The sequence below is a fragment of the Mycobacterium heidelbergense genome (genome assembly GCF_050205645.1).
GTDB classification, from domain to species: domain Bacteria; phylum Actinomycetota; class Actinomycetes; order Mycobacteriales; family Mycobacteriaceae; genus Mycobacterium; species Mycobacterium heidelbergense_A.
Window position 1 is genome coordinate 208556 of record NZ_JBNMQT010000008.1, and the last position, 25411, is coordinate 233966.

Sequence of the window (25411 nt, forward strand, 5' to 3'; positions counted from 1 at the left end):
CGCAGCCACGTTACGCGCGTGCCGTGCCTAAAGCCTGCCCGATAACGGTTATGCATTTTCCATTCCGCCTGGGCGCGGCATGAGGCATAATCGCCGGACGCTACAAGACGAGTGGCCTTGCTCGGGCCGACTTGTTTTGCAGCGCCAACTCACGCGACAGAACGGAGGAGTGGCGTGAGGATGGTAGCGGCTGTCGCGCTGGAGCAAAATGCCGGAATGTGGTTGCCCGCTGAGCATTTCGCATCCGCCGGCCCCCGTTCGAATCCCCTGGTTCAGCCGAACTTACCCGAGCAGGCGCGCAAGAACAAGACTATCGGTCTCGAAATTCTGAAAGGAACTGAGCCCGATGGCAGATAGGAGCGACGACCGCTGGTCACCGGGGCTTCCCCAGCTGAGGCTGACGAGGAACCTCTCTGGGCCGATGCAGGCGGTCGGTGGTCTTTTCGCGATGTCGGCGGAAGCGGTCAAGTTTGCGTTCCGCCGGCCGTTCCAGGCACGCGAGTTCTTGGAACAGTCTTGGTTTGTCGCGCGGGTCGCGCTGATGCCGACGTTGTTGGTGGCCATTCCGTTTACCGTCTTGGTCAGCTTCACGCTCAACATTCTGTTGCGTGAACTTGGCGCCGCCGACCTGTCCGGGGCGGGCGCCGCTTTCGGTGCTGTCACCCAGGTCGGCCCGTTGGTGACCGTGTTGATCGTCGCCGGCGCCGGCTCCACTGCCATGTGCGCGGACCTCGGATCGCGAACCATCCGCGAAGAGATCGACGCGATGGAGGTCTTGGGTATCAATCCGGTTCAGCGCCTGGTGACTCCGCGCATGCTTGCCTCCGGGCTGGTGGCCCTGCTGCTGAACAGCCTGGTCGTCATCATCGGGATTGTGGGCGGCTACGTCTTTTCGGTATTCGTGCAAGACGTCAATCCCGGTGCGTTCGCCGCGGGTATCACCTTGCTCACTGGCGTGCCCGAGGTGATCATTTCCTGTGTCAAGGCAGCGCTTTTCGGCCTCATCGCCGGATTGGTCGCCTGCTATCGCGGCCTGATCATTACCGGCGGCGGCGCCAAGGCCGTCGGCAACGCGGTCAATGAAACAGTGGTGTATGCGTTCATGTCCCTTTTCGTCGTCAATGTGGTCGTCACGGCGATCGGCATCAAGATGACGGCGAAGTAGGGGGCTGGCGTGGCGCTGAGGGCTGCATATCCACGATTGACCCGCCAACTCGAGAGGCCGGTCGCCTCGTTGGGGCGGGTCGGCGATCACACCCTGTTCTACGGCAAGGCACTTGGCGGGATGCCGTTCGCCGCCGTGCATTACCGGCGCGAGGTTATCCGTCTGATCGCCGAGATCAGCATGGGCGCAGGCACTTTGGCGATGATCGGCGGCACCGTCGTGATCGTCGGTTTCCTGACGCTGGCCGCGGGTGGAACGTTGGCCGTTCAGGGTTACAGCTCGCTGGGCAACATCGGCATCGAGGCGCTGACGGGATTTTTGGCCGCGTTCATCAACGTGCGCATCGCGGCTCCGGTGGTCGCCGGGATCGGCCTGGCGGCAACCTTCGGCGCGGGCGTGACCGCTCAGCTGGGCGCGATGCGGATCAACGAAGAGATCGATGCGCTGGAAAGCATGGCCATTCGCCCGATTTCGTACTTGGTGAGCACTCGGATCCTGGCCGGCATGATGGCAATTACGCCGCTGTACTGTATCGCCGTCATCCTGTCGTTCGTCGCCAGCCAGTTCACCACCACATTCTTGTTCGGCCAGTCGCAGGGCCTGTACCAGCACTACTTCTCGACCTTCTTGAACCCGATCGACCTGTTGTGGTCGTTCCTGCAGGCCGCGCTGATGGCGATCACGATCTTGCTAATACATACCTATTACGGCTATTTCGCCGCCGGTGGACCGGCCGGCGTCGGCCAAGCGACCGGTAACGCGGTGCGGACCTCGCTCATCGTCGTGGTATCGGTAACGCTGCTGGTCTCACTTTCTATTTACGGCAGCAACGGCAACTTCAACCTATCCGGGTAACAGAGGAGGTGGGACGGCAGTGACGCAGAACGTGCCAGCGGGTCGCGGTTCAGTCGGCGGCCGGCTCCCACGCACGGCGCATGTCCGGCCGGCTAGCCGGGCCGCGTCGCGCAACTACGTACCACCCCTGCTCGGACTGCTTACGGTCGCGGTCATCTGCGCGATTTTCGCCGTGGCGATAACGCTGTTTCAGGGCGGCTTCAGCGAAACCGTGCCGGTGACCGTGATCTCGCAACGCGCCGGTCTGGTCATGAACCCGGACGCCAAGGTCAAGATGCGCGGCGTGCAGGTCGGCAAGGTGGCCTCGATCGATTCGCTGCCGAACGGCCAAGCCGCCATTCATTTGGCGATGGATCCGTCGCAGTTACGGTTCATTCCCAGCAACGTGCTCGTCAACATCGCGTCATCGACGGTGTTCGGCGCGAAGTCCGTCGAGCTGGTGCCACCCGACCAGCCCTCGGCACAGCGGTTACGCAGTGGCCAGACTCTGCAGGGCCAGCACGTCATGGTCGAAATCAACACGGTTTTCCAGCAATTGGTGTCGGTGCTGTCCCACATCGACCCGCCGAAGCTCAACGAGTCACTGGGTGCGCTGGCACAAGCGTTCAGTGGGCGGGGCCCACAGCTCGGCCAGGCCCTGAGTGACCTGGATTCGTTTCTGGCCAAGCTGGAGCCGAGCCTTCCCGCATTCAGGCATGACCTCGCGGTCTTACCGGAGGTATCCAACGCCTACGCCGACGCGGCACCGAACCTGGTGAAGACCGCGGCCAACGCGGCGCGGATCAGCAAGACCCTTGTCGACGAGCAGCACAACCTGGATGCGTTGCTGATCAGTGCGATCGGCTTGGCCGACATCGGCAACGACGTCTTGTCGACGAACCGCCAGCCGCTGACGAATGTGCTGCATCTGCTGGTGCCGACCACCGATCTGACCAACGAGTACCACGAGGCGCTCACCTGTAGTTTCGGCGGCCTCATCCAGATTTCGCACGGGGCGCCGTTGTCGGAACCGAGCATCAACATCTCGGCGAGCCTCACGTGGGGCGCCGAACGTTACCGGTATCCGACTAACCTGCCCAAGGTCGCGGCGACGGGCGGCCCGCGATGCGTGGGCCTGCCGAAGATTCCGTTCAACTCGGCGCCGCCGCAATTGATCGCCGATATCGGCGCCAATCCGACGCAGTACGGGAACCCACAGCTGCTGCTCAACTCCGATCTTCTCAAACAGCTGTTGTACGGGCCGATCGCCGGGCCGCCACGCAACTCCGCCCAGATTGGAATGCCCGGATGAGAACGCGCGCCACGCTGGTCAAGTTCGGCATCTTCGCGGTCGTGATGGCGGTCCTTACTGCCTTCCTGTTCTTTATCTTCGGCCAGTACCGGACGGGTTCGACGACCGACTATTCGGCGGTGTTCACCGACGTATCCCGTCTCAAGGCGGGGCAGTCGGTGCGGGTCGCCGGGATCCGGGTGGGAACGGTCAATAGCGTGTCGCTGCGGCCGGACAAAAAAGTTGTGGTGAAGTTCGACGCCGACCGCAACGTGGTCCTTACCGAGGGCACCAGGGCGGCGGTCCGCTACCTCAACCTGGTGGGCGATCGCTACCTCGAACTCGTCGATGGTCCGGGGTCGATGAGGCATCTGGCGGCCGGCGGTCAGATTCCCGTCGACCGCACCGCGCCGGCGCTTGACCTCGATCTGCTGCTCGGCGGACTGAAACCCGTCACCCAGGGCCTGAACGCGCGCGACGTCAACGCATTGACGTCGGGATTGTTGCAGGTCTTCCAGGGCCAAGGCGGGACCCTCGAGTCGCTGTTCACCAAGACGACGTCGTTTTCGAATGCCTTGGCCGACAACGATCAAACCGTGCAGCAACTGATCGACAACCTCAACACTGTCGTGGCCTACATCGACAAGGAGGGCGGCAATTTCTCCAGCACGATCGATCGCCTCGAGAAGCTTGTCAGCGGCCTGTCGAATGACCGCGACACGATCGGGTCCGCGATTGACGCACTGGACCAGGGAACCGCCTCGCTGGCGGATCTGCTCGCCGAGGCCCGCCCGCCGCTGTCGGGCACGATAGCTCAGTTGAATCGCCTGGCGCCGATACTCGACGGCGATAAGGACCGCCTCGACGCCGCAATCGCCAAGGCGCCACAGAACTACCGCAAGCTGGTGCGACTCGGCGTGAACGGCGCCACCATCCCGTACTACATCTGCCAGTTCGGGCTCCGCGGCACGGATCTTCAGGGAAAGACCGTGCGCGCCAATATCTTTAGGTCAGATGCAGGAAGGTGCACGGAACCCTGATGCTCAAGTATCGCGGAGCTGGGCTCATTAAGGCCGGATTCATCGGCGCGGTCTTGATCGTGCTGGTCATCCTGGTGGGTCTGTCGCCTGACCGGTTCATTTCATGGGCGACGATGGTTCGCTACCAGGCGCTGTTTTCGGAAGCCGGCGGTCTTGCGGTCGGCAACCCCGTAGTTGTGTCGGGGATGAAGGTCGGCACGGTGTCGGATGTGAAGCTGCGCCACGGCGATGCTCTGGTGACGTTCGCGATGAGGGGCAACATCCTGCTCGGGTCGGACACTTCCGCGCACATCCGCACGGGCACGCTGCTGGGCGAGCGGATGCTGACGGTGGAGTCCGCTGGCAGCGGCACGATGCACCCGATGGCAATCATCCCGGTATCGCGTACCTCCTCGCCCTACTCGCTGACGGAAGCGGTCAGCGACTTCGCATCGAACACGGCCGAAACCAACACCGCGGCGCTGAATCAGTCGTTGGACACGCTGTCGACGACGCTCGATCAGATCGCACCCCAAATGGGCCCGGCGTTCGACGCGCTTACCCGGTTATCGCGCACCCTCAACAGTCGTAACAAGAACCTGAGCGACCTTTTCAAGAGTGCCAGCGACGTCACGGGCATACTTTCCCAACGCAGCCAGCAGGTCAACAAGCTCATCCTCAACTCCGACGACCTGCTCCAAGTCCTCGTGGCGCGGCGACAAGAGATCGTGGACCTACTGGCCAACACGTCGGCGGTGGCCAAGCAGCTGACGGCATTGGTGCACGACAACGAAGCCATCTTGGCGCCCACGCTGGAGAGGCTGAACCGGGTGACCGCGGTGCTGGAAAAGAACCGCGACAACATCGGCAAAGCGCTGCCGGGTCTCGCCAAGTTCCAGATCACGGTCGGTGAGGCCATTTCCGGCATGTACGCCTACCAGGCGTTCGCCCCGAACTTCCTTATCCCGCAACTCTTCAACGCGTTGTTCGACTACCTCTGGGGATTCCGCACCTTCGACACCTCGAAGGGGCCCGGCTTCCCATCGCCGATACCTCGGTCGCTGACGCCCTGGCCGTACAACTCTATTCCGATGTGCCCTGGCTGCACGTTGGGCGGACGGATCGGGGGGTCACAATGATCGCCCGGATCCCGCGTACGCGGCTCACTGCGGTGGCGGCGGTTGTCCTGGTCGGGCTGCTCGTTGCCGGCGCCGCCGTCGTCGTCCGCAATACGTTCTTCGGCCCGCGGACGATCACCGCCTATTTCAACACCGCCACCGCGATCTACCCCAATGACGAGGTGCGGGTTTCGGGTGTCAAAGTCGGCAACATCAAATCCATTGAACCGCAGGGCACCCGGGCCAAGATGACCCTCAAGGTCGACCGCGACGTGCCCATCCCGGCGGACGCAAAGGCGGTCATCGTCGCCCCGAATCTGGTGGCCGCCCGCTACCTCCAGCTCACGCCGGCCTATCGCGATAGTGGACCGGTCATGCGCGATGGGGCAGTTATACCCGTCGAACGTACCGCGGTGCCGGTCGAGTGGGACGAGGTCAAAACCCAGTTGATGCGGCTGGCAACGGATTTGGGGCCCAAGAGTGGGGTGTCGGGCACATCGGTGGGCCGCTTCATCGACAGCGCCGCCAACGCTCTCGAAGGCAACGGCGACAAGCTGCGCCAAACGCTCGGTCAATTGTCGGGCGTGGGGCGGATCCTTGCCAACGGCAGCGGCAACATCGTCGACATCATCAAAAACCTGCAGACCTTCGTCGGCGCGCTGCGCGACAGCAACATCCAGCTCGTGCAGTTCAACGACCGCCTGGCCACGCTCACCAGCGTGGTCAACGACAGCAAATCCGACCTCGACGCGGCGCTGACGGATCTGTCGACCGCGGTCGGTGAGGTGCGGCGATTCATTGCCGGGACTCGCAACCAGACCAGCGAGCAGATCGCCAGGTTGGCCGACGTCACGCAGAACCTAGTCGATCACCACATGGCCCTGGAAAACATACTGCACGCCGCGCCGAACGCGTTCGGCAACTTCTTCAACGACTACAACGCCGACACCGGAACCATCGTGGGAGGATTCGGGCTCATGAATATGGCCAATCCCACATGGGGGGGCCAGGTTCTGCTGTCCGTACCGGGCTGCGACCAGATCGGCGCCATCGCAAACGTCACGTCGGTCGAATCGGGCAAGCTGTGCGCTCTGTTCCTCGGACCAGGGTTGCGACTGACCAACTTCAACAACTCGCCAATTCCGCTCAACCCGATCATCGCCAAGTCGATTGACCCGTCCAAGATCCTGTACACGGAACCGCGCCTGGCGCCCGGCGGCGAGGGCCCGAAACCCGGACCACCCGAGATCCCGCCCGCAGTGTCGGCCTACACCGGCCTGCCGGGTGATCCGGTGGGACCGCCGGGGGCAGTGCCGCCGGAGCGGATACCGGGCGCGGCGATGCCGCTGCCGCCGCCCGCGTCGACACCGCCACCGCCGCCACCGGCGCCGACCGTGTCGGACATGCTGCTGCCAACAGACGGGCCCCAACAATGATCGCCCGGGTGGCGGCTCGGCGGGTGTTCGCCGTCGGCTGTTGCGTGGTGTTGACGTCGACAGGATGCGCATTCCACGGCCTGAACTCACTACCCCTGCCCGGTGCGATCGGACGCGGGCCCGGCGCCAACATCTACCACGTCGAGCTGCCCAATGTCGGTACGATGGAATCGAATTCGCCGGTGATGATCAACGACGTCGTCGTCGGCAGCGTCGGTGAGATGAGGGTGCAAGCCTGGCACGCCGACGTCGAGATCTCGGTCAAGCGCGATGTTGTCGTCCCGGCCAACGTAGTAGCCACCGTCGGCCAGACCAGCCTGCTGGGCTCGATGCACGTGGAGCTCAATACTCCGCCCGGCCAGCAGGGAAGCGGACGGCTGCAGCCGGGCGCCACCATTCCGCTGAGCCGGTCATCGGCCTACCCGTCCACGGAGCAGACGCTGTCGTCGTTGGGCGCGGTCGTCAACGGCGGCGGGCTGGGACAGATCGGGGAGGTCATCCACAATTTCTCTGCCGCTCTGTCCGGCCACGAGGGCGCCATCCGTGACCTGATTACCCGCCTCGACACGTTCGTGGGAACGCTGGACGACCAGCGCGACAACATCGTCGCCTCCATCCAGGCACTGAACCGGCTTGCCGGCACATTCGCCGACCAACGCGACGTTCTCACCGACGCGCTGCGCAAGATACCGCCGGCGCTGGAGGTGTTGGTCAAGGAGCGGCCGCGTTTAACGGCCGCCCTGGATCATCTTCGCGTGTTCAGCAACACCGCCACCAGGCTGGTCAACGACTCTCAGGCCGACCTCGTCAAGAACCTCAAAAACCTGGAGCCCACCATCAAAGCGCTCGCCGACGTCGGGCCGGAGTTCGGCGCGGCGATCGCGTCGTCGTTCGTGTTCCCGTTCACCCAGAACTTCGTCGACCGAGCGGTCCGGGGCGACTACTTCAACCTGCATTTCGATTTCGACCTGACGATTCCACGGCTCAAGAGGACTTTGCTGCCGGGAACCCACTGGGGGCAGCTGGACATGCCCCTGCCGCCGGTGCCCGGGGACCCGTATCGCTTGCAATACACGCTCGACCCGTTGCATAACCCGCTGAGGCCACCGTGGGTCGATCCCAATGCTCTGCCGCTGCCCCCACCTCCGCCGGGTGCGGTACCGGGACCGGGACCGGGACCGGCGAATTATGGGCCTCCGCCCGGCCCTTATTACGGGCCGGCGCCCGGGCCGCCGCAGGGTGCGGAGTCGGCGCCGACGGAAGGCGGTGGGTAGGTGCTGTCGCGCTTCGTCCGGATCCAGCTGGCGATTTTCACGACCGTCGGGATCATCGGTGTGATCGCCATGGTCCTCTTCTACATCCAGGCGCCGACCCTGCTGGGCATCGGCCGGATGACGGTGACGCTGGAGCTGCCGGCCGCCGGCGGCCTGTACCGATTTTCCAACGTGACCTACCGTGGGGTTCAGCTCGGCAAGGTCACCTCGGTGGGTTTGACGCCGACCGGGGCGAAAGCCACGCTGTCGCTTAGCACTTCACCCAAGGTCCCCGCGGACCTGACAGCGGAGGTGCTCAGTGTCTCCGCGGTGGGTGAGCAATACGTGGACCTGCGGCCCAAAACCGATTCGCCGCCCTACCTGCACGACGGGTCAGTCATCGCCGCGCGCGACACGACGATTCCGCAGCCGGTGGGGCCGATGCTCGACCAGGTCAACGCCTTGGTCCAAAGCATCCCGAAGACCAAACTCGGCCAATTGCTCGACGAGTCCTTCCAGGGCTTCAACGGAACCGGATACGACCTGGGGTCGCTGTTCGATTCCACGACGACGATATCCCGCGACGCCAACGGCGTCGTCGATCGCACCAAAGCCCTCACCGAAGACACTGGGCCGCTGCTGGATACGCAGGCGCGCACCGCCGATTCGATCAGAACCTGGGCACGTAGCTTCGCCGGCATTTCGGATGTGCTGGTGCAGGACGATTCGAATTTCCGCACCATATTGCGCAATGGTCCTGAGGCGGCGAACGAGGCGTCCCGGCTTCTCGAACAGATCAAACCGACGCTTCCGGTGTTGCTTGCCAACCTGACCACCATCGGGCAGATCGGTGTCACCTACCACCCTTCGCTCGAGCAGCTGCTGGTGTTGCTGCCGTCGGGGGTTGCTGTCGAGCAGGCCGCTACGGGTGAAAATCAGACGGATGGTATGGCTCACGGTGACTTCGCATTCACGGTCGACGATCCGCCCATTTGCACCGTCGGCTTCATGCCACCCAGCCAATGGCGATCCCCGGACGACGTCAGCGACATCGACACACCGGACGGGTTGTATTGCAAACTGCCGCAGGATTCACCGATCGCGGTTCGCGGTGCCCGCAACTATCCCTGCATGGGTCACCCGGGTAAGCGCGCGCCTACCGTCGAAATCTGCAACAGTGACAAGCCGTTCATGCCGCTGGCGATGCGCCAGCACACCCTCGGTCCCTACCCACTGGACCCGAACCTGATCGCCCAGGGCGTCCCGCCCGATGACCGGGTTACCGCCAACGACCGAATCTTCGGCCCGGTCGAGGGCACACCGCTGCCGCCTGGGGCGGTGCCGCGCGGCACACCCGCGGGCCCGCGCGGAGAAAATCCGCCACCGGGCACGGCCGGCGCGGCAGTTCCGCCGGTGCCGTCGTCTGGGCCGCCCCCGCTGGCGCCCATGTCGAGAATGTCGGCTGACCTTCCGCCCATAGCGCCACTCGACGTCCCGGTAGCAGGTGAACTTCCCGTAGCGCCCGCCGCGCCAGCACCGCCTCCAGCACCGGCCATTCCTCCCGATCCCGCACCCGCCGACACCGTCAGCGGCGAGGGCCCCCAGGCTGCGCCAAGCTCGTTCGGAGGCAACGGATCCAAGCCGGCGCCCTCGGTCGTGGTGGCAAAGTACGATCCGCACACCGGGCGTTACGTAGGTCCGGACGGGAAGTTGTACGAGCAGTCGGATCTCGCGACATCGAAGGCAACCAAGACGTGGAAGGACCTGCTGCCCACCTGAATTCGCCCCGAGGGGCGGAGCAATGAAGCTATGACCGCCCGGTCAGGAGAGCTGGTCCAGGCGCAACGGCATCGTGATATCAAGCCATTGGTTTTGCCCGCAGGCACCGCTTGGGCCGACTGTCTTGTCCTTGCCGGCGAGGGTCCGCGACCCGAGTTGATATCCACCATTGTCGTTCACCGGGTAGAAAAAGAAGGTCTGCATTCCGCTGAACGCGGTGCCGTCCTGGCACCGTTCCCAGTCCGGCACTTCGTGTTTCGCCTTCCACATCTGCCCGTCGAGCATATAGAGAGGCGCGCTCCATCCCTGGTCGCTCGTCAGCGTGCCATGGCATTCCTGGGTTGAGACGCACGACGAACTGATGGTCCACGTTTGGTAGACCGTCGGCTCGCCGAAGTACTGGTCATTTCTCATGGCCCAATCGCCAATGGACGTGGCGCGGAAAGTCCCGTTGAGGGCCACGTCTTCCTTGGTTATTGCGTGGGCTGTGGGTGCAGTGCTCAAACCACCGAATATGGTTGCGGCCACCAGCGTTGCGGTGGCGAGTGTTTTGACTGAACGCATCAGGTGCTCCTCGAAACGCGTAATGCGACAGTGCCTGTGGCACCCTTTTCGCCGTCGGTTGCGGCGTTCCCGAGCGATGACGTTACACCGCTTCGGCCGAGGAGGTAACGGCTGGAACAAGATTTGGTGCGCTCATGTGGTCGGATCGAATTTCGCGATCAGCCAGGAGTCGTCGACCTTTTTCAGCGTGACCAGAACGGCGCTCTGGGTTTTCTCAGGATCCTTTTTTTGCGGGCTTGATGTCGTCTGGTCGACGAAAACCAGCACGACGGCCGAATCGGGATGCAATTCCGAAACTGCGGCCCGAATCACCTTGGCGGTCGCCGTCAGTTGCCCCTGTTGCGCGGTCGGCCCGATGACATCGTCGCTGAATTTCCTGTAGTAGGCCAGAAAGTCGCCGCTGAGATGCGATTTCGCGTTGTCGAAATCGCGATTCAAATGGTCGTAGGAATACGACAACACCGCGACCGCACCATCTGACGCCGCCTGGATTGCACGACGCGCCGTCGCATCGTCGACCCGCTGCTCCGGCAGGTACACGATGAAGTAAATGCCGGCAGCGGCTCCCACGGCGGCGACGACCAACGTTCTCGCGACTATTGACCGCCACTCCGCCGAATGCCTGCGCACCCAGTGCCGGACCGCTGTCAGCCGGCGCAAGCGTGCCGATTCCTTGTCGGCGGGCGGCCGCTCATCCTCGTCGGCGCGTGCGGGACCCAGATCGTCAAATGCTGTTTCGTCGCTGTCCAGCGACGCGCCACGTTTGACAGTCATGACAGGAATTCGACTCTCGACATCTTGAGCTGACCGCCGTCGCGGTCCAAATTGACACTGAGCCGAAACAAGGCCGGCGGCGGTTTGACGTTATCCGGCCCGAAGGGAGCGGTTTTCGCCGCCACAAGCACGACTCCCGAATTGTCGCTCAACGACTGGACGGCGACGCCTTCGATGGTGACCTTGCTGCCAACCTTCGTGTCCTCGGCCTTCTTGACTATGAGAACGGACAGCACCGAAAGCTGGTTCTTCTGGTCGCCCGTCGAGGCATCGATCATGCGTTGGACGCTCTCCTTTGCATGATCGGGGTCGATCGAGATCAGCGCCGTAACCCCTTGCCGGGCGGCCGCGGTGAACTCGGCGGCGAGCTGTCGTTTATGCACAGCGGTGCGGTGCTGCCACAGCATGTACCCGCTCGCGCCGAGAGAGGCGGAGACGAGGACGGCGCCAACGGCAACAGCTACTGTTTTCCGCCCTGGGCGGTGGAGCCACCGCGGTCGCTTCGGACGACGCGGCAACCGTAGCCATTTCCGGGTCTGCTTTGGAGAAGCCTGCTCGGCATCGCCGGACATGGCGTCGTCGTCCGTGTCCTCGGTTTCCGCTGCCCCGCGCAGCTGTACGAGGCGCGCCCGGGCCGCCTCAGCGCGCGCTTCAGCCTCGGCAACTTCGTCTTCTGCGCCCGTATCCGGCGCTTGACCTACGGCGCCGGCGTCGTTCCCTGAGCGCGACTGCGGTTCGGCGGGGTCGGTTACCTCCGTCGGGTCACCACAATCGTCGGCGTCGGGCCCCTCCGGATCGTGCACGGAAAAGCAGCTTATCACTTGGGCCTGGGCTGAATGCCGTCATCGGGCGCCTGCCGCATGGCGTCTTACCTGCGGAAATGTCCCCTTGCCAAGGGGCGAAGAAGCGTTCGGGTGGTTGTGCGCGCACGTCGGTTAGTGCCGAGGCAATCGCTAGTGGGTCCGTTTGAAAACGAGTAGCGTGAAGCGACCATGTTGGCTATATGACGTATTGGGAGAAGATTACGATGCAGATCCCCAATTTCGGCACCGGTCAGCGAGTTACCGCGGTGGTCGGCATGGCCCTCGGCGGCTTGCTCATCGCCCCGGGCGTGCTGATGGGAGTGCCGTCTGCTCACGCTGACACTGGGATCGATGGTTACGTAAGTTGCGTAGGCGGCGACACTAAGCCGCCGCCGCCGGGGGTAAATGCAGAAGTTTGGTTTCCGAGCGTTCATGTGATCCAGCACGATTTCGATGGTGGTGTTCCCTCTGCCCAAATAGTCCAGAGATTGGTGGACATGGGAGTCGCGCCGGGCGATGCCGCTACCCGAGTGCGTTGTTTTGTGGCCAACCAGCCGCGCGGGCAAGGGCGTTGACGCGGGCGTCAACGAACTCCGCAATCATCTTCTCCAACGAGGAGAATTTTCTTTCCAGTCCTTTCCGCGTGTGGCAAAGTAATGGGGTGCGATCGATCGTGGCGCTGGTTGCTGCGTTGCTCGGTGCCGGCCTGTTGGCGGCGCCGCCGGTCTCCGCGGGACCGACGGTGTGCGACTACCCCGCCTGCACCCCCGGCATCATGGCGCATCAGGTCCTGGGCGCGCCGTGCGACAACACCACCTACTACGCCTTCGGGACCGCGGACTATTACGTCTCCTTCGCCTCAGAGCCCGGGCGGCTGATGTTCTGCGGCTCTCCGAGGAGATACCAGCCCCGATGGTTCCGCTCGCCTCCGATGGCGGGAGTCAAGGACGAGGGCGCCGACTGTCACGAGTACCTGAACTACGTCGCGCAGGCGCCCGATGGCCTCTTCCTCGTCTGCGTAGGCCATGACGGCATAACGAGCTGGGTGCGCGGCGACACGTAGTCGCGCTGTTTCATTGCTGATGCAGACCCAGTAGTCGTCGGCTGAGGTCGGTAAGCCGATCGATCAGCGTCTTGTCATCGATATCGGCGACCAGCGGGTGCATGACCGCGCTGCTGATCGCGCCCGAGAACATGGCCGCCTCGATCCGTCCGTCCAGACCGGCGTCGCTCAGCAGCACTCGATACACGCGGTCCATGAAGCGTCGCAGCGGTTCGTGTTCGGCCAGCAGCCGAACCACCACGGGATCGAACTGCAGCGTGCGCACCAGCTGGCGATCGCGAACCGCCATCTCGATCATGCGGAGCAGCAAAGCATCGCGGGCCTCGGGCCCGTCGCCGTGCGCCTCCGCTTCCTCGAGCGCCGGGAGCAGCCGACTGAATTCGCGCTCGGAGACCGCGAGCACGATCTGGTCCTTGGTCCGGAATTGGTGGTAGACAGCGGCTTTCGTGATCCCGACGGCGTCGGCGATCATTTGCAGTGAAGTACCGCTCGCGCCATGCTCGGCGATCAGCTCCATGGCGGCATCGAGCACGCGCGTGCGGGCGGGGCTGTGCTGGACGATTCGCAGCTCGCCGTCGGTGACCGCCTGTCGTGCTGTTCTCACACGAAGAGACTAGCCGATCGGCTATTGACCGAAGCTAGCCGATCGGCTAGCTTCGCTGACGAGCCGAGTGGGCCACGCGATTTCGTGGCGGGAGGAGCCAACGATGTCCAACATCGGCGCGAACGAGGGACCAGACCGGGGATCTCCGCGGGCAGCGCTGCGCCGTACCGACGGCGAGCTGATCCTGCTCTGGACGTTGCCGGTGACGGTGATCATTTTTGTTGCCTGCTTCTTTCTGTTTCCGGGCTTCAATCCGCCGATGTCACCCACCATGACGGCCGAGCAGGTCGCCGCGTTCTACCGCGATCCCGCCCACCTCCCGCAGATCCGCTACAGCATGATCGTGTTCAACTGGTTCGGGGTGTGTCTCGTCCCGATTCTGACCCTGATCGTGATGCAGATCCGCAGGATGGCCCATCGCACGCCGATCTTCTCCTACGCGATGCTGGGCTGTGTGGCCGGCGGGCCCACCCTGTTCCTCGTCGCCAACGTCTGCTGGCTGTTGGCCGCCTTTCGCCCGGAGCGTAGTCCGGAGCTGACGCAATTGCTCAACGATTTCGGCTGGATCACCTTCACCATCGTGGTCCCGTTTCTGATAGGGCAAAGCGTGATCCTTGCCGTGGCAATCTATTTCGACGATCAACCGCACCCGGTATTCCAGCGTTGGGTGGCCCACTTCAACCTTCTGGTGGCCGCCGCGCTAGTCCCTGCCGCGTTTGTAGGTGTCACCCTGACCGGCCCGCTCGCGTGGAACGGACTCCTGTCCTTTTGGCTGAAAAACGTTGCCATTGCGGTCTGGATCGTCGTGATGGGCGTTGTTCTGGGCCAAGCGGTCTACCGCGAGCGCGTCGAATATCGGCGCCGCGGCGAAGAATTGGTCTCCGCATGAGCGCGGTGCTGACGCCGCACGAATCTCCGGCCACACCACCCGCGGGCCCGCTGCGTCACCGGATCGCCTGGCACTTGCGGCACGGCCCCAAGCGCGAGCTGTGGTTGGCGTGGGCAACGCTCATCGTCTTTTACAACTTGTTCTTCCCGGTGTTCTTCATCGTGGCGCAAGTCCAGCCTCCGCCGCAGCCGACGTGGGACCTCGCGACCCAGGTTCACTGGTTCCACGAACGCCACCTCGGGATACCGATCGGCTTCGGCATCATCTTCGCGGTCACCGGCATGACCGCGGTGAACAACGCCCTCATCGCGTACTCGATGCGACGCATGTCCGTCAGCCGCGCGTTCGGCTATTCCTATCTGCTCATCTACTCGCTCAGTGCCGTTCCTGGCATGCTGCTGCTCTGCATCGCGCTGATCGTCGCGACGCTTCGGCCCGAGCGAGGCCCCGAAGTGCTCGGCTGGCTCTACGATTTCGCCTTCCTGTCTTTCGACGGAACCATGGGAGTGTTCCTGATCGGCTCGCTGATCTGGATGCTGGCGATCCTGCTCGACCGAAACCGGGTGTTCCCCAAGTGGTTCGGCTATCTCAACCTGTGCAACGCGCTCACCGAGGTCGTCGTGGCGCCGTGCTGGATCTTTCGGCGTGGCGTGCTGGCATGGAACGGCCAGATCGCTTGGTGGCTGGACATGGTCGTATTCGGCGTCTACCAAGTCACTTTCATCGTCATGCTCTTTCGCATGATCCAACGTGAAGATTTCGGTACCGGGCCACTGCCCGACCTCACCCGGAAGAGGGCGGCCGCGCAATGACCGACGTAGCCGAGCAGAACAAGCGCGCCAGATTCGTGCCGGGCCAGCCCGACATGTGGGTCTTCGTGTTGTTCGAGACGCTGGTATTCACCGGCTATTTCGGCTTCTATCTGTTCTATCGCGCCCGAAGCCCCGAGCTTTTCCTGCACTCCCAGGCCCACCTGGACCTGCGCATCGGGGTTTTCAACACCCTGGTGTTGCTGCTGAGCTCGTGGTCGGTGGCGCGCTGCGTTCAGTCGTCCCGCGCCGGCGCGTATCGAGCCGCACTGAGGGACGTCTATATCACGGCAGCGTTGGCCGCGGTCTTCCTGTTTTCCAAGGTGTTTGAGTGGGCCCGGCTGGTCGGCATGGGAAATGGCTTGGACAGCAACGACTTCTTCACCTACTACTTCTTCCTCACCGGGATCCATTTTGTGCACCTGCTGATCGGGTTCGTCGTGCTGGGTGTGATCGTCTACCAACTTCGCGCTCCGGCGCCGAAATCCCAGGGGTCCCAGGAGCTGGTCGAAACGTGCGCCACCTATTGGCACACCGTCGATTTCCTCTGGGTGCTCATCTTTGCGTTGCTGTACGTGGTGAGGTGATAGGTGATCAAATTCAACAAGCGGCTTCTGATCGTCTGGCTGGTGCTGGCCTCGCTCACGCTGGGTTACCTCTGGATAGACCATGCCGATCGATCGAACAGCGCCAGCGCCGTGGTCACATCGGCCGTGATCGTGATCGCAGTCGTCAAGGTGCGCATCATCTTTCGAGAATTCATGGAGGTCCGCCAGGCTCCGGTCTTGCTGTGCCGCCTGACCGACGCCTGGGTCGTACTCATCGCGGCAAGCATGCTCGCCTGCTACTTCATCGGCATGCAGGTCGGGTAGTTCTCGCGAGGGAGAACGTTCAGCCCACGGGCGCTACCGAATCGGCCGTCGTGAACGTCAGGTGCAGTTCGCTCAGGCCGCGCAGGATATACGTCGGCTCGTAGGTGTAGCGGCGATCGGCACTCGGTCCGTGGTGGGTTTCGTCAATCTCGATGTGGGACATGCGATCCAGGAGGCGCTCGATCGAGACCCGGCCCTCCACTCGGGCGAGCGGTCCCCCGGGACAGGAGTGCACGCCGCGGGCGAAGGCCATGTGCTCGCGGACGTTGCGTCGGTTGAGGTCGAACTCGTGCGGGTTTTCGAACCGTCGTGGGTCGCGATTGGCGGCGCCCGGCAGCACCATCACGACGGTGCCGACGGGTATATCGACACCACCAATGCTGGTGGCCCTGCGAGCCAGCCGCGAGTCGCTCTTCACCGGGCTCTCCATGCGCAGCGATTCTTCGATGAACCCGGGGATCAGGCTGCGGTCGTCGCGCAGCTGTTGCTGAATGTCGGGCCGATCGCCGAGTACCTGCAGCGCCGCGCTGAGTAGCTTGGCGGTGGTTTCCTGGCCCGCGGCGAAAAGGAACGTGGCCGAACGAACGACCTCGATGACGTCGGGCGTGGATCCGTCCGGATACTTCGCGGACGCAAGGGAAGTCAGCACGTCGTTGCGTGGTTCGCGGCGCCGGTCCTCGATGTAGGAGCAGAACTTGTCGTCGAGCCACTCCAGCGGGTTGATGCCGACCGACTCGTGGTCCAGGGCGCCCACCCGGCCGGGTTTATCGGCACCCAGCACAGAGCGGAACTCCTTGTGGTCGTCCTCCGGGACGCCGAGCAGGTCGGCGATCACCAGCGTGGCGAACGGCTTGGAGTATTCGCCGATGAATTCACACTCGCCGTTGCTCAGGAATTCGTCGAGCTGACGGTCGGCGAGGCGCCACATGAACTCCTCGTTCTGCTTCAGCCGGCTCGGGGTCAGCAGCTTGCTCAGCACCGACCGGGCCCGGGTGTGATCGGGCGGATCCATCGTGACCATGTGCTCGAACATCGGAAACGAGCTGCGGTGCTGGTCGATCTGAGCGCTGATGTCGTCGCCGTCGGGTTGGAAGGGCAGCGGGGGAAACGGGCCGCCGAGCGCGACGATGTTGGAGAACGTTTCGGGGTCCTTGTAGACCTCGGTGGCCTCTTCGTACCCGGTGATGGCTACAACCCCGTGGTGCGGCAGGCGCAGCACGGGGTTTTGGCTGCGCAGGTAGTCGAAATACGGATGCGGATCAGGGACCAGAGACGGATCGGTGAAGAAGTCGATGGAGTCGTAGTCGCTCATCGGATTGCGTCCCCCTGGGCTGCGGGTTCGGCGGCAGGGTGACGCCGCCCGATTTCGAGATCGAGAAAATATGCTGAGCACCTGCTTAGCATGGCGGTAATGTCAGGGTCAAGGTCACGACGCCGCGCCACGTTACGATCCGTGGGGTCGGCACGGCAGCGCGAAGAGTATGGAGCAGCGGCATGACATCGGCCCGCAGGATCGGGGCGCCGGACGCGAAGAATCGCGGCCTGCTGCTCGACGCGGCCGAGCGATTGATGGTGGAGGAGGGGTACGCGGCGGTCACGTCGCGCCGGCTGGCCAGCAAGGCCGGGCTCAAACCTCAGCTGGTCCACTATTACTTCCGCACCATGGAGGAGCTGTTCCTCGAGGTCTTTCGCCGCCGCGCCGAGGAAGGTCTTCAAGTCCAGGCGCGAGCGCTGCAATCGCCGCAGCCGCTGTGGGCGTTGTGGAGGTTCGGCACCGATCCCGCCTTCACCCGGATTTCGATGGAATTCATGGCGCTGGCGAATCACCGCAAGGAGATGCGGGCCGAAATCGCTTACTACGCGGAGCGTTTCCGGGATGAACAACGCCACGCGGTGACGTCTGCGTTGCAGCGCTACGGGGTGTCCGGGGAGGATATGCCGCCGGTGGTGTGGACGGTGCTGATGACAAGCCTGTCGCGGTTTCTGGTGCTCGAGCAGGCGGTTGGGATTTCCGGCGGGCACGCCGAAACCTTGGAGCTCGTCGAAAGTTACCTGCGCCGCCTGGAAGGCGAGCCGCAGCCGATCGAGGGTGTACCGGCGAACTGGGTGGTTCACCAGTTCCGGATCGAACAGAGCACGCCCTTGGGCCCGTCCTTGGATACCACGACGGTCCCGTCCACCGACAACTCGCAATGAAACTGCGGGGTGCCGGGCTCGGTGCCGGTGTTGACGACGACCATGGCCCAGTATTCGGGTTTCGCTTCGTTCAGTTCGAAGCTCCACGGCGCACCCGGGGCGATGTCGGTTTTGACGTTGGGAGTGAACCGGTAGGGATCGTGGCTGTAGTCGGAGAAGATCGGCGGCTCTTGATCGATGTAATAGATGTTGGCGTAGATCGGGTTCTGGACGGAGATGGTGTACTTCACGTGATGCATGACCGGGTCGTCGGCGTGTGCGGATCCGGTGCTCGGGAGTAAACCGGCACCGCCTAACGCCAGTGCTACCAACATCCGGTATGTGGTGGTCATGTCGCTCCTCCGGTGCCCGAAGGCGGGGTGGCGCTACGGTTCATTACCCGCTCCGCGGCCCGCCAGTGTGCGTCGGCAACCCACAGCCGTGCAAAGGATGCTATCGCCTCGTCCGGCGAAACTCCCCTGATTACCCGCTTTATCTCGGTGGCCGGGTGGCGCGCCAGTGACCTCGCGACCGATCGCCAGCCCTCGTCGAACGAGGGGCGGGGTAACACCAGATCCACCAGGCCAATCCGTTCGGCCTCGACCGCGCTGAGGGTGGTGCCGGTGCCGGCTAGAAGTAGGGCCCTGCCCTTTCCGACCAGCGCGGCCAGTCGCTCGGCGCCGCCCCAGGCCGGCATGATTTCCAGCTCCACCTGATTGAAGGCGATCTTGATGTCGTCGGCGGCTACCCGAATATCGGCCGCGACGGCGACTTCGGCGCCACCGCCAAAGGCGTGGCCGTTGAGGGCGGCGACCACCGGAGCCGGGAAGCCGGCTAGTTGGTCGCAGATGGACCGCATCCGCTTCGCCATCGCCGCGGCATCTTGCTCGGTGCGCAGCGTGCTCAGTTCCTTGAGGTCGCCGCCGGAGACAAAGGCCCGATCGCCCGCGCCCTTGATGACCAGGGCCCTGGCGCCGGCGGCCGCATCGAGCGCCTTTTCAAGTTGATCCATGGTGTCCAACGCGATCGCGTTGCGCGCGTGTGGGCGATCGATGGTGAGCACGGCCAGGCCATCGTCGACCTCGAGGTCCACCATGCTCCGTTGCTCCCTTGACCAAGACGGCCGATATTGGCGTTCTCTTGTCGGGAGAATAACATCATCGCTAAAGGCCGAGATCTTTCCGCGACGGGGCTGGAGGTGGCGTGATGCTCAACCGAATCGCGGTGGCCGGTGTGGCGCTCTCGGTCGCCGTCGTGGCTGGTTGCACACCACGACCGCAAGACCCGCAATCCGCCACGGCATCAGTGACCGTCAACGGAAACAGCTCGACATTCCATAACGTCAAGTGCAGCCAGGTGGAGTGGTACCGGAAAATTGAGATCGGTGGCGATTTTGCCGGCGCCACCGTCGCCGTCGACGAACACTCAGAGCGCGCCAGCGTCAACTCCGTCCGCATCCGCAATCTGGCCGGGTTCACCGGGATGTACTCCCAAGGCGGCGACGGCGATGCCAACTCGAGCCTGAGCGCCGGCAAATTCACGATCACCGGCACGGCCCATGGTTACAAGGCCGACAACCCGAATGAACCGACCACCGCCACGTTCAAAATCGTCGTCAGCTGCTGATCGCGGTCCCCAGCGGGGTGCACGTTGCGGTTGGGCCTTGGTAGAGAATACTATTCTCACAAATCAAGAAGGAGGATTTCATGGGGCAGTTGTCGCACCGGGAAGACGTCCCGTTTCCAATCTTTGACGCGGATAACCATCTGTACGAGCCGCCGGAGGCGCTGACCAAGTTCCTGCCGAAGCAGTACAAGGACTTCGTCCAGTACGTGCAGGTCAACGGCCGGACCAAGATCGCGATCCGCGGCCACATCAGCAACTACATTCCCAACCCGACCTTCGAGGTCGTCGCCCGGCCGGGCGCCTGGGAGGAGTACTTCAAGTTCGGCAACCCGGACGGCAAGACCAAGCGCGAGCTGTTCGGCGAGCCGATGCGCGCGATCCCGGCGTTCTTCGAGCCTGGCCCGCGCCTGGAGAAGATGAACGAGCTGGGTCTCGACCGCACGCTGATGTTTCCGACGCTGGCAAGCCTGCTCGAGGAACGGCTGCGCGACGACCCGGTCGCCATCCACGTCCTGATCCATGCCCTGAATGAATGGCTCGACGAGGTCTGGGGCTTCAACTACCAGAACCGGATCTTCACCACCCCGGTCATCACGCTGCCGATCGTCGAGAAGGCGATCGAGGAGCTGGAATGGGCGGTCAAGCGCGGTGCCCGCTGCATCCTGATCCGCCCGGCTCCCGTCCCCGGCTTTCGTGGCCCGCGGTCGTTCGCGGTGCCTGAGTTCGACCCGTTCTGGGAGCGCGTCGTCGAGCACGACGTGCTGGTCGGCATGCACTCCAGCGACAGTGGCTACTCCCGGTACACCTCCGAATGGGACGGCGCCGAACAGGAGATGCTGCCATTCCAAACGAATGCGATGGGCATCCTCAACGAGTGGCGGCCGATCCAGGACGCGGTGGGCTCCTGGGTCATTCACGGCGCGCTCTACCGCCACCCGAAGCTGAAGGTCGCGATCGTCGAGGCCGGTTCGAAGTGGATGACCCCGCTGTTGGACGGCCTGACCGAGGTCTTCCGGAAGGCCCCGGAAGTTTTCCCGAGCGATCCCGTCGAGATGGTCAAGAACCGCATCCACGTCAGCCCGTTCTTCGAGGACGGCATCGACGATCTGGTCAACCTCGTCGGCGTGGACCGGGTGCTGTACGGCTCGGACTGGCCACACCCCGAAGGGCTGGCTGAGCCGACCTTCTACGTCAACGCGCTCTCACACCTGCCCGTCGAGGATCAGGCAAAGATCATGGGCGGCAACCTCGGTCGGCTCGTCACGGTGTGACGTTGCGCCGCCGGCCGGCGACGGTGCGGTGGGGGCACCCCCAGCCGCGAAGCGGCGAGGGGGACGCGAAGCGCGATGAGGAGGAGTCGGCCAATCGAACCTGAGTGGCAGACCATCCCCGAGATGGTCTTGAGCGCGGCGGACCGCTTCGGCGACGCGGAAGCGATTGTCGACGGTCCGCTGCGCTTGACCTTCACCGAGGTCGTCGAGCGAATACGTTGTGCCGCAGGCGCGTTCGCCGAGCTTGGGGTCGGCAAGGGCGACCGGGTCGCCATCTGGGCACCCAACTCGGCCGAGTGGATAATCGCTGCCTTCGGGCTGCTCACAGCGGGCGGCGTGCTCGTGCCGGTCAACACCCGGTTCAAGACCGAAGAAGCGGGTGACATCATCGGCCGCAGTGGGGCGAACGCCGTGCTGGTGCAGAAGGGTTTTCTGGACCAGGACTACACCGCACCGGCGGGGATACCGGCCATCGATCTGAAGTCCGGCTTCCTCTCCGGCGGTAGGCCGTTCGAGCGTGCGGTGAGCGGCACCGACGTCGCCGACGTCATCTTTACGTCGGGCACCACCGGTCGCCCCAAGGGCGCGATGATGAACCATCGGCAGACGCTGCGCATGTACGAGGAATGGGCGACGCTGGCGGATCTGCGCGAAGGCGATCGCTATCTGCAGATCAACCCGTACTTCCACACCTTCGGCTTGAAGGCGGGGCTCATCGCGTCATTTCTGCGCGGCGCGACGATGGTCCCGGTGCAAGTCTTCGACATCGAGGACGTGGTGAATCTCATTGAACGCGAACGCATTACGATGCTGCCCGGCCCGCCGACGCTGTACCACTCGCTGCTGACGGTCGACGACAAGGGCAAGCTGGCGTCGTTGCGGGCGGGCGTCACGGGCGCCGCCGACATTCCCGTCGAGCTGGTTCGCCGCATCCATGGCGAATTGCCCTTCCAGACGTTGATGACCGGTTACGGGCTGACCGAGGCCGGCAACGTCACCTTGTCGCGGCCCGGCGATTCCTTCGAGGATGTCGCGACCACCGCGGGCCTGCCCTGCGAGGGGGTCGAGGTGCGTATCGCCGACGACGGCGAGGTGCTCGTCCGCGGGTACGGCGTGATGCAGGGCTACCTCGGCGAGCCCGAGGCCACCGCGCAGGCGATCGACGACGACGGCTGGCTGCACACCGGAGACCTGGGCAAATTCGGCGACGCGGGCCGCCTTCGCGTGGTGGGCCGCAAGAAGGACATGTTCATCGTGGGTGGGTTCAATGCCTACCCGGCGGAGATCGAGGGCTTCCTGCTCGAGCACCCGGCGGTGGCGCAGGCCGCCGTGATCGGGGTCCCCGACGATCGCCTCGGCCAGGTGGGTAGGGCTTTCGTGGTGGCAAAAACTAAGGTGTCCGAAGACGACCTGATCGCGTGGTGCCGAGAGCGGATGGCGGGATTCAAAGCGCCGAGATCCATCAAGTTCCTCGACGCGCTGCCGCTCAACGCCACGGGGAAAGTGATGAAGGACCAACTCCATTGACTACCGGCGATATTCATTCGATGGTGATCGCATCGGACTACCGGATCCCGGACCCGACCCGGGTCTGGCCGCTGCTCGAGCGGAACAAGGCGGCACTCTCCGACATCGGCGCACACCACGTTCTGGTGTATACGTCCACCCACGAACACGGCCGCGTGCTGGTGATGATCGGAGTGCACAGCCGTGAGCCCATCGTGGAATTGCTGCGCTCGCGCGTCTTCTTCGATTGGTTCGATGCCGCCGGCGTCGAAGACATTCCCGCCGTCTTCGCCGGCGAGATCATCGACAGGTTCATTCCGGCTGACCCGCCGGCAACCGGGGCGCCCGGCGTGGTGGTAGCCGCCATCGCGTCCGTCGACGACGTGTCGACCCTGACCGCGGGCGTGCGGTCCGCGATGGACAGGTTCACCGCGGCCGGCATCCGAAAGACCTGGGTATTCCAGGCTTTCGACGACGAGCACGAGGTCCTGATCCTGCAGGAGTTTCCCGACGAGGACGGTGCCCGGGAGTGGATCGAGCATCCGGACGCCGCGGCCCAGTGGATGTCCGGCGCGGGCGTCGGCGCCTATCCGCCGCTGTTCGTCGGCCGGTTCTTCGACATGATGCGCATCGAGGCGGACTGAGCTCGCCGGTATGTTCGTGTGCCTGTGTAACGGAGTCACCAGCCAGACGGTGGGCGATGCCGTCGCGGCCGGGGCGTCGACGACCAAGGACGTCGCCCAGGCGTGCGGAGCGGGCGCCGACTGCGGGCGCTGCCGGCGGACCGTCCAGGCGATGCTGCGGTCGTCGGCGCCGGACCGAACGGTGCCGACGGTTTAGTCCCCGTCAGCGGCGCCGCGTGCCGTCCGGTGACATGGGTCCGACGAGTTGAGCGAGCAGAGGCGGGATTTCGAGCCGCGGCAGGACCACCTCGACGAACACCATGCGGTCGCGCTGCTGCGCGGCGGCGTTGAACGCGTCGTCGAGCTCACCGTAGGTCTGCGCGCGGAACGCCAGGTGGTCGACCGCGCCCAACGCGTTGGGAACATCGGTCCACTTCCAGCTGACGATGTCGTTGTAGGGCGCCGTCTCCCCGTGAATCGCCCGTTCGACGGTGTAGCCGTCGTTGTTGACCACCACGATGACCGGCGACAACCCCTCCCGGGAGAAGGTGCCGAGCTCCTGGACGGTCAGTTGCGCGGCCCCGTCGCCGATCAGCAACACGATCCGGCGGTCCGGATGCGCCACCGCCGCCCCGACCGCGGCGGGCAGCGTGTAACCGATTGAGCCCCAAAGCGGTTGACCGATGAAGGTGACGCCCTGCGGGAGCCGATGATCCGCCATGCCGTAGAACGACGTTCCCTGATCGGCGAGGACCACGTTGCCCGGTGTGAGCGCTACGCACAGCCGATCCCACACCATCTTCTGAGTCAGCGGTTGGTCGCGCGGCGGCGGTGGCGGCAGGGGTTCGGCCGGCGGCGACGCCACCGCTGGTGAGGCGATTCCGCGCCGGGCGAGGATCGTGGCCAGGGCCTCCAGCGCGGCGCCCATCTCCAACGGCGCGAAAACCTCTCCGGCCACACTGCTTTGGTACTGCCCGACGTCGATGGTGCGGGCCGGGTCGATGCGCTGGCTGAAGAAACCGCTGACCATATCGGTGAACACCACCCCGGCCGTCACCAGGACCGGCGCCTCCTCGATCGCCGCGCGCACCCATTCGGAGCTGGCCGAACCCGCATAGATGCCCAGGAAGTTGGGCGAGCTCTCGTCGAGCAGACTCTTTCCCCACATCAACGTCGCGTGTGGCACCACATCCGCGGCCAGCAACGCCTCGAGCTCCTTGACCGCCTGCAGCCGGTGCACCAGCAAGTCGGCCAGCACGGTGAGCCGATGGTCGCCGATGAGGCCGGTCGCGGCCTCGACGAACATCGCCAGCGCGCGCGGGCTGGTGCCTCCGGCGTAGCGGGGCAACGGCACCTCGGGTGGCTCGGTGGGGAAGCGGGCCACATCGGTGGAGAGCAGGATGTACCCGGGCCGCTTCTGTTCACGCACCTCGCACAGCACGCGATCGATCTCCCTGCACGCGGTGGCAGGCATGAGATTGGCTTGGGCGCAGGTGATTTCCCGGCTGATCCGGAAGAAGTGCTCGAAGTCCCCGTCGCCGAGCGAATGATGCAGCGCCCGCCGGGCGCCCTGGGCGTCTTTTGAGGGGCCGCCGACGATATGGACGACGGGCACGTGTTCGGCGTAGCTGCCCGCGATCGCGTTGGCCGCCGAGAGTTCACCCACGCCGAATGTCGTTACCAGGGCCGACATTCCACGCAACCGCCCGTATCCGTCGGCGGCGTAGCCGGCGTTCAGCTCGTTGGCGCTGCCCACCCATCGAATGGCCGGATGGGCGACGATGTGGTCGAGGAATTCCAGGTTGTAGTCGCCGGGAACGCCGAAGATCTCGGAGACGCCGAGCTCGGCGAGGCGGTCCAGGAGGTAGTCGCCGACGGTGTAGGTCACGAGGACGACGGTACGCCCGGTCGAAACCGCCTCCGGCCCGACGGCGTTT

General features: G+C 64.3%; 27 protein-coding genes. 19 read left to right on the forward strand and 8 right to left on the reverse strand.

Annotated features, from left to right (window positions below):
* Positions 1-346: 346 nt before the first annotated feature.
* Genes ACQI5H_RS11785 through ACQI5H_RS11820 form a run of 8 tightly spaced genes read left to right on the forward strand, consistent with a single transcriptional unit; the run spans position 347 to position 9895 of the window.
* Positions 347-1165 (forward strand): MlaE family ABC transporter permease, encoded by an 819-nt coding sequence (locus ACQI5H_RS11785; protein WP_427079542.1) that lies wholly within the window; start codon positions 347-349, stop codon positions 1163-1165.
* A 9-nt stretch (positions 1166-1174) separates the two neighbouring features.
* Positions 1175-2020, forward strand: a complete 846-nt coding sequence (locus ACQI5H_RS11790; protein WP_427079543.1) for an ABC transporter permease — start codon at positions 1175-1177, stop codon at positions 2018-2020.
* Positions 2021-2039: 19 nt separating this feature from the next.
* Positions 2040-3311: an MCE family protein gene (locus tag ACQI5H_RS11795; protein WP_427079544.1), complete on the forward strand. Its 1272-nt coding sequence runs from the start codon at positions 2040-2042 to the stop codon at positions 3309-3311.
* Complete coding sequence (locus tag ACQI5H_RS11800; protein ID WP_427079545.1) at positions 3308-4330, forward strand: MCE family protein; 1023 nt, start codon at positions 3308-3310, stop codon at positions 4328-4330. The genes ACQI5H_RS11795 and ACQI5H_RS11800 overlap by 4 nt, the downstream gene beginning before the upstream one ends.
* Positions 4330-5448: an MCE family protein gene (locus ACQI5H_RS11805; RefSeq protein WP_427079546.1), complete on the forward strand. Its 1119-nt coding sequence runs from the start codon at positions 4330-4332 to the stop codon at positions 5446-5448. Before ACQI5H_RS11800 ends, ACQI5H_RS11805 begins: the two co-directional genes overlap by 1 nt.
* Entirely contained in the window at positions 5445-6863 is a 1419-nt protein-coding gene (locus ACQI5H_RS11810; RefSeq protein WP_427079547.1) for an MCE family protein, read from the forward strand. The genes ACQI5H_RS11805 and ACQI5H_RS11810 overlap by 4 nt, the downstream gene beginning before the upstream one ends.
* Positions 6860-8137, forward strand: coding sequence for an MCE family protein (locus ACQI5H_RS11815; RefSeq protein WP_427079548.1), 1278 nt, complete (start codon positions 6860-6862; stop codon positions 8135-8137). Before ACQI5H_RS11810 ends, ACQI5H_RS11815 begins: the two co-directional genes overlap by 4 nt.
* The gene (locus tag ACQI5H_RS11820) at positions 8138-9895 is read left to right on the forward strand and encodes an MCE family protein (RefSeq protein ID WP_427079549.1); all 1758 of its coding nucleotides are present in this window, start codon (positions 8138-8140) and stop codon (positions 9893-9895) included. It begins immediately after the preceding gene.
* Between the two features lie 42 nt (positions 9896-9937).
* Here ACQI5H_RS11820 and ACQI5H_RS11825 read toward each other — a convergent pair whose 3' ends face one another.
* The 3 genes from ACQI5H_RS11825 to ACQI5H_RS11835 all read right to left on the reverse strand — a co-directional run bounded on the left by ACQI5H_RS11825 (position 9938) and on the right by ACQI5H_RS11835 (position 12036).
* Positions 9938-10459, reverse strand: a complete 522-nt coding sequence (locus ACQI5H_RS11825) for a hypothetical protein (RefSeq protein ID WP_427079550.1) — start codon at positions 10457-10459, stop codon at positions 9938-9940.
* Positions 10460-10591: 132 nt separating this feature from the next.
* Complete coding sequence (locus ACQI5H_RS11830; protein WP_427079551.1) at positions 10592-11233, reverse strand: hypothetical protein; 642 nt, start codon at positions 11231-11233, stop codon at positions 10592-10594.
* Positions 11230-12036, reverse strand: a complete 807-nt coding sequence (locus ACQI5H_RS11835) for a hypothetical protein (protein WP_427079552.1) — start codon at positions 12034-12036, stop codon at positions 11230-11232. The genes ACQI5H_RS11830 and ACQI5H_RS11835 overlap by 4 nt, the downstream gene beginning before the upstream one ends.
* Before the next feature lie 661 nt (positions 12037-12697).
* Between ACQI5H_RS11835 and ACQI5H_RS11840 the strand changes: the two genes are divergently transcribed.
* Positions 12698-13099 (forward strand): hypothetical protein, encoded by a 402-nt coding sequence (locus ACQI5H_RS11840; protein ID WP_233147951.1) that lies wholly within the window; start codon positions 12698-12700, stop codon positions 13097-13099.
* 10 nt (positions 13100-13109) lie between these two features.
* On the opposite strand, the gene ACQI5H_RS11845 is transcribed toward ACQI5H_RS11840, so the two are convergent.
* A complete protein-coding gene (locus tag ACQI5H_RS11845; protein ID WP_427079553.1) occupies positions 13110-13703 on the reverse strand; it encodes a TetR/AcrR family transcriptional regulator in 594 nt (197 codons plus the stop codon).
* Between the two features lie 103 nt (positions 13704-13806).
* Here ACQI5H_RS11845 and ACQI5H_RS11850 point away from each other — a divergent pair, with 103 nt between their 5' ends.
* The 4 genes from ACQI5H_RS11850 to ACQI5H_RS11865 are packed head-to-tail and all read left to right on the forward strand — an operon-like array spanning position 13807 to position 16273.
* Entirely contained in the window at positions 13807-14592 is a 786-nt protein-coding gene (locus ACQI5H_RS11850; RefSeq protein ID WP_427079554.1) for a hypothetical protein, read from the forward strand.
* On the forward strand, positions 14589-15404 hold the full coding sequence (locus tag ACQI5H_RS11855; RefSeq protein ID WP_427079555.1) for a hypothetical protein: 816 nt from the start codon (positions 14589-14591) through the stop codon (positions 15402-15404). The genes ACQI5H_RS11850 and ACQI5H_RS11855 overlap by 4 nt, the downstream gene beginning before the upstream one ends.
* Complete coding sequence (locus tag ACQI5H_RS11860; RefSeq protein WP_427079556.1) at positions 15401-15988, forward strand: cytochrome c oxidase subunit 3 family protein; 588 nt, start codon at positions 15401-15403, stop codon at positions 15986-15988. The genes ACQI5H_RS11855 and ACQI5H_RS11860 overlap by 4 nt, the downstream gene beginning before the upstream one ends.
* Positions 15989-15994: 6 nt before the next feature.
* Positions 15995-16273, forward strand: a complete 279-nt coding sequence (locus tag ACQI5H_RS11865; RefSeq protein ID WP_427079600.1) for a cytochrome C oxidase subunit IV family protein — start codon at positions 15995-15997, stop codon at positions 16271-16273.
* 19 nt (positions 16274-16292) lie between these two features.
* On the opposite strand, the gene ACQI5H_RS11870 is transcribed toward ACQI5H_RS11865, so the two are convergent.
* Positions 16293-17585: a cytochrome P450 gene (locus ACQI5H_RS11870; RefSeq protein ID WP_427079557.1), complete on the reverse strand. Its 1293-nt coding sequence runs from the start codon at positions 17583-17585 to the stop codon at positions 16293-16295.
* Positions 17586-17767: 182 nt separating this feature from the next.
* Here ACQI5H_RS11870 and ACQI5H_RS11875 point away from each other — a divergent pair, with 182 nt between their 5' ends.
* A complete protein-coding gene (locus tag ACQI5H_RS11875) occupies positions 17768-18469 on the forward strand; it encodes a TetR/AcrR family transcriptional regulator (protein ID WP_427079558.1) in 702 nt (233 codons plus the stop codon).
* On the opposite strand, the gene ACQI5H_RS11880 is transcribed toward ACQI5H_RS11875, so the two are convergent.
* A complete protein-coding gene (locus ACQI5H_RS11880; RefSeq protein ID WP_076122744.1) occupies positions 18385-18783 on the reverse strand; it encodes a hypothetical protein in 399 nt (132 codons plus the stop codon). The two genes, ACQI5H_RS11875 and ACQI5H_RS11880, sit on opposite strands and share 85 nt — an antisense overlap.
* Positions 18784-18797: 14 nt before the next feature.
* Positions 18798-19544: an enoyl-CoA hydratase/isomerase family protein gene (locus tag ACQI5H_RS11885; RefSeq protein WP_427079559.1), complete on the reverse strand. Its 747-nt coding sequence runs from the start codon at positions 19542-19544 to the stop codon at positions 18798-18800.
* Between the two features lie 137 nt (positions 19545-19681).
* On the opposite strand from ACQI5H_RS11885, the gene ACQI5H_RS11890 reads away from it, so the two are divergent.
* The 5 genes from ACQI5H_RS11890 (at position 19682) to ACQI5H_RS11910 (ending at position 23691) form a co-directional block, all read left to right on the forward strand.
* Positions 19682-20074, forward strand: coding sequence for a lipoprotein LpqH (locus ACQI5H_RS11890; RefSeq protein ID WP_427079560.1), 393 nt, complete (start codon positions 19682-19684; stop codon positions 20072-20074).
* Positions 20075-20154: 80 nt separating this feature from the next.
* Positions 20155-21345, forward strand: a complete 1191-nt coding sequence (locus tag ACQI5H_RS11895) for an amidohydrolase family protein (protein ID WP_427079561.1) — start codon at positions 20155-20157, stop codon at positions 21343-21345.
* A 75-nt stretch (positions 21346-21420) separates the two neighbouring features.
* Positions 21421-22872 carry a FadD3 family acyl-CoA ligase gene (locus ACQI5H_RS11900; protein ID WP_427079562.1) on the forward strand — a complete coding sequence of 484 codons (1452 nt, stop codon included), beginning with the start codon at positions 21421-21423 and terminating at the stop codon, positions 22870-22872.
* A complete protein-coding gene (locus tag ACQI5H_RS11905; RefSeq protein WP_427079563.1) occupies positions 22869-23495 on the forward strand; it encodes a fatty-acid--CoA ligase in 627 nt (208 codons plus the stop codon). Before ACQI5H_RS11900 ends, ACQI5H_RS11905 begins: the two co-directional genes overlap by 4 nt.
* A gap of 10 nt (positions 23496-23505) precedes the next feature.
* Positions 23506-23691 (forward strand): (2Fe-2S)-binding protein, encoded by a 186-nt coding sequence (locus tag ACQI5H_RS11910; protein ID WP_427079564.1) that lies wholly within the window; start codon positions 23506-23508, stop codon positions 23689-23691.
* A 6-nt stretch (positions 23692-23697) separates the two neighbouring features.
* Here the strand turns inward: ACQI5H_RS11910 and ACQI5H_RS11915 are convergent, their stop codons facing one another.
* Positions 23698-25362 (reverse strand): alpha-keto acid decarboxylase family protein, encoded by a 1665-nt coding sequence (locus tag ACQI5H_RS11915; protein WP_427079565.1) that lies wholly within the window; start codon positions 25360-25362, stop codon positions 23698-23700.
* Positions 25363-25411 lie beyond the last annotated feature (49 nt).

Excerpts from the sequence above, each read along its gene's own strand:
- ACQI5H_RS11870 (WP_427079557.1), bottom strand. The coding sequence starts at position 17,585 with ATGAGCGACTACGACTCCATCGACTTCTTCACCGATCCGTCTCTGGTC.
- ACQI5H_RS11880 (WP_076122744.1), bottom strand. The coding sequence starts at position 18,783 with ATGTTGGTAGCACTGGCGTTAGGCGGTGCCGGTTTACTCCCGAGCACC.
- ACQI5H_RS11855 (WP_427079555.1), top strand. The coding sequence starts at position 14,589 with ATGAGCGCGGTGCTGACGCCGCACGAATCTCCGGCCACACCACCCGCG.
- ACQI5H_RS11900 (WP_427079562.1), top strand. The coding sequence starts at position 21,421 with ATGAGGAGGAGTCGGCCAATCGAACCTGAGTGGCAGACCATCCCCGAG.
- ACQI5H_RS11785 (WP_427079542.1), top strand. The coding sequence starts at position 347 with ATGGCAGATAGGAGCGACGACCGCTGGTCACCGGGGCTTCCCCAGCTG.
- ACQI5H_RS11895 (WP_427079561.1), top strand. The coding sequence starts at position 20,155 with ATGGGGCAGTTGTCGCACCGGGAAGACGTCCCGTTTCCAATCTTTGAC.
- ACQI5H_RS11875 (WP_427079558.1), top strand. The coding sequence starts at position 17,768 with ATGACATCGGCCCGCAGGATCGGGGCGCCGGACGCGAAGAATCGCGGC.
- ACQI5H_RS11860 (WP_427079556.1), top strand. The coding sequence starts at position 15,401 with ATGACCGACGTAGCCGAGCAGAACAAGCGCGCCAGATTCGTGCCGGGC.
- ACQI5H_RS11805 (WP_427079546.1), top strand. The coding sequence starts at position 4,330 with ATGCTCAAGTATCGCGGAGCTGGGCTCATTAAGGCCGGATTCATCGGC.
- ACQI5H_RS11810 (WP_427079547.1), top strand. The coding sequence starts at position 5,445 with ATGATCGCCCGGATCCCGCGTACGCGGCTCACTGCGGTGGCGGCGGTT.
- ACQI5H_RS11800 (WP_427079545.1), top strand. The coding sequence starts at position 3,308 with ATGAGAACGCGCGCCACGCTGGTCAAGTTCGGCATCTTCGCGGTCGTG.
- ACQI5H_RS11830 (WP_427079551.1), bottom strand. The coding sequence starts at position 11,233 with ATGACTGTCAAACGTGGCGCGTCGCTGGACAGCGACGAAACAGCATTT.
- ACQI5H_RS11885 (WP_427079559.1), bottom strand. The coding sequence starts at position 19,544 with ATGGTGGACCTCGAGGTCGACGATGGCCTGGCCGTGCTCACCATCGAT.
- ACQI5H_RS11815 (WP_427079548.1), top strand. The coding sequence starts at position 6,860 with ATGATCGCCCGGGTGGCGGCTCGGCGGGTGTTCGCCGTCGGCTGTTGC.
- ACQI5H_RS11850 (WP_427079554.1), top strand. The coding sequence starts at position 13,807 with ATGTCCAACATCGGCGCGAACGAGGGACCAGACCGGGGATCTCCGCGG.
- ACQI5H_RS11910 (WP_427079564.1), top strand. The coding sequence starts at position 23,506 with ATGTTCGTGTGCCTGTGTAACGGAGTCACCAGCCAGACGGTGGGCGAT.
- ACQI5H_RS11825 (WP_427079550.1), bottom strand. The coding sequence starts at position 10,459 with ATGCGTTCAGTCAAAACACTCGCCACCGCAACGCTGGTGGCCGCAACC.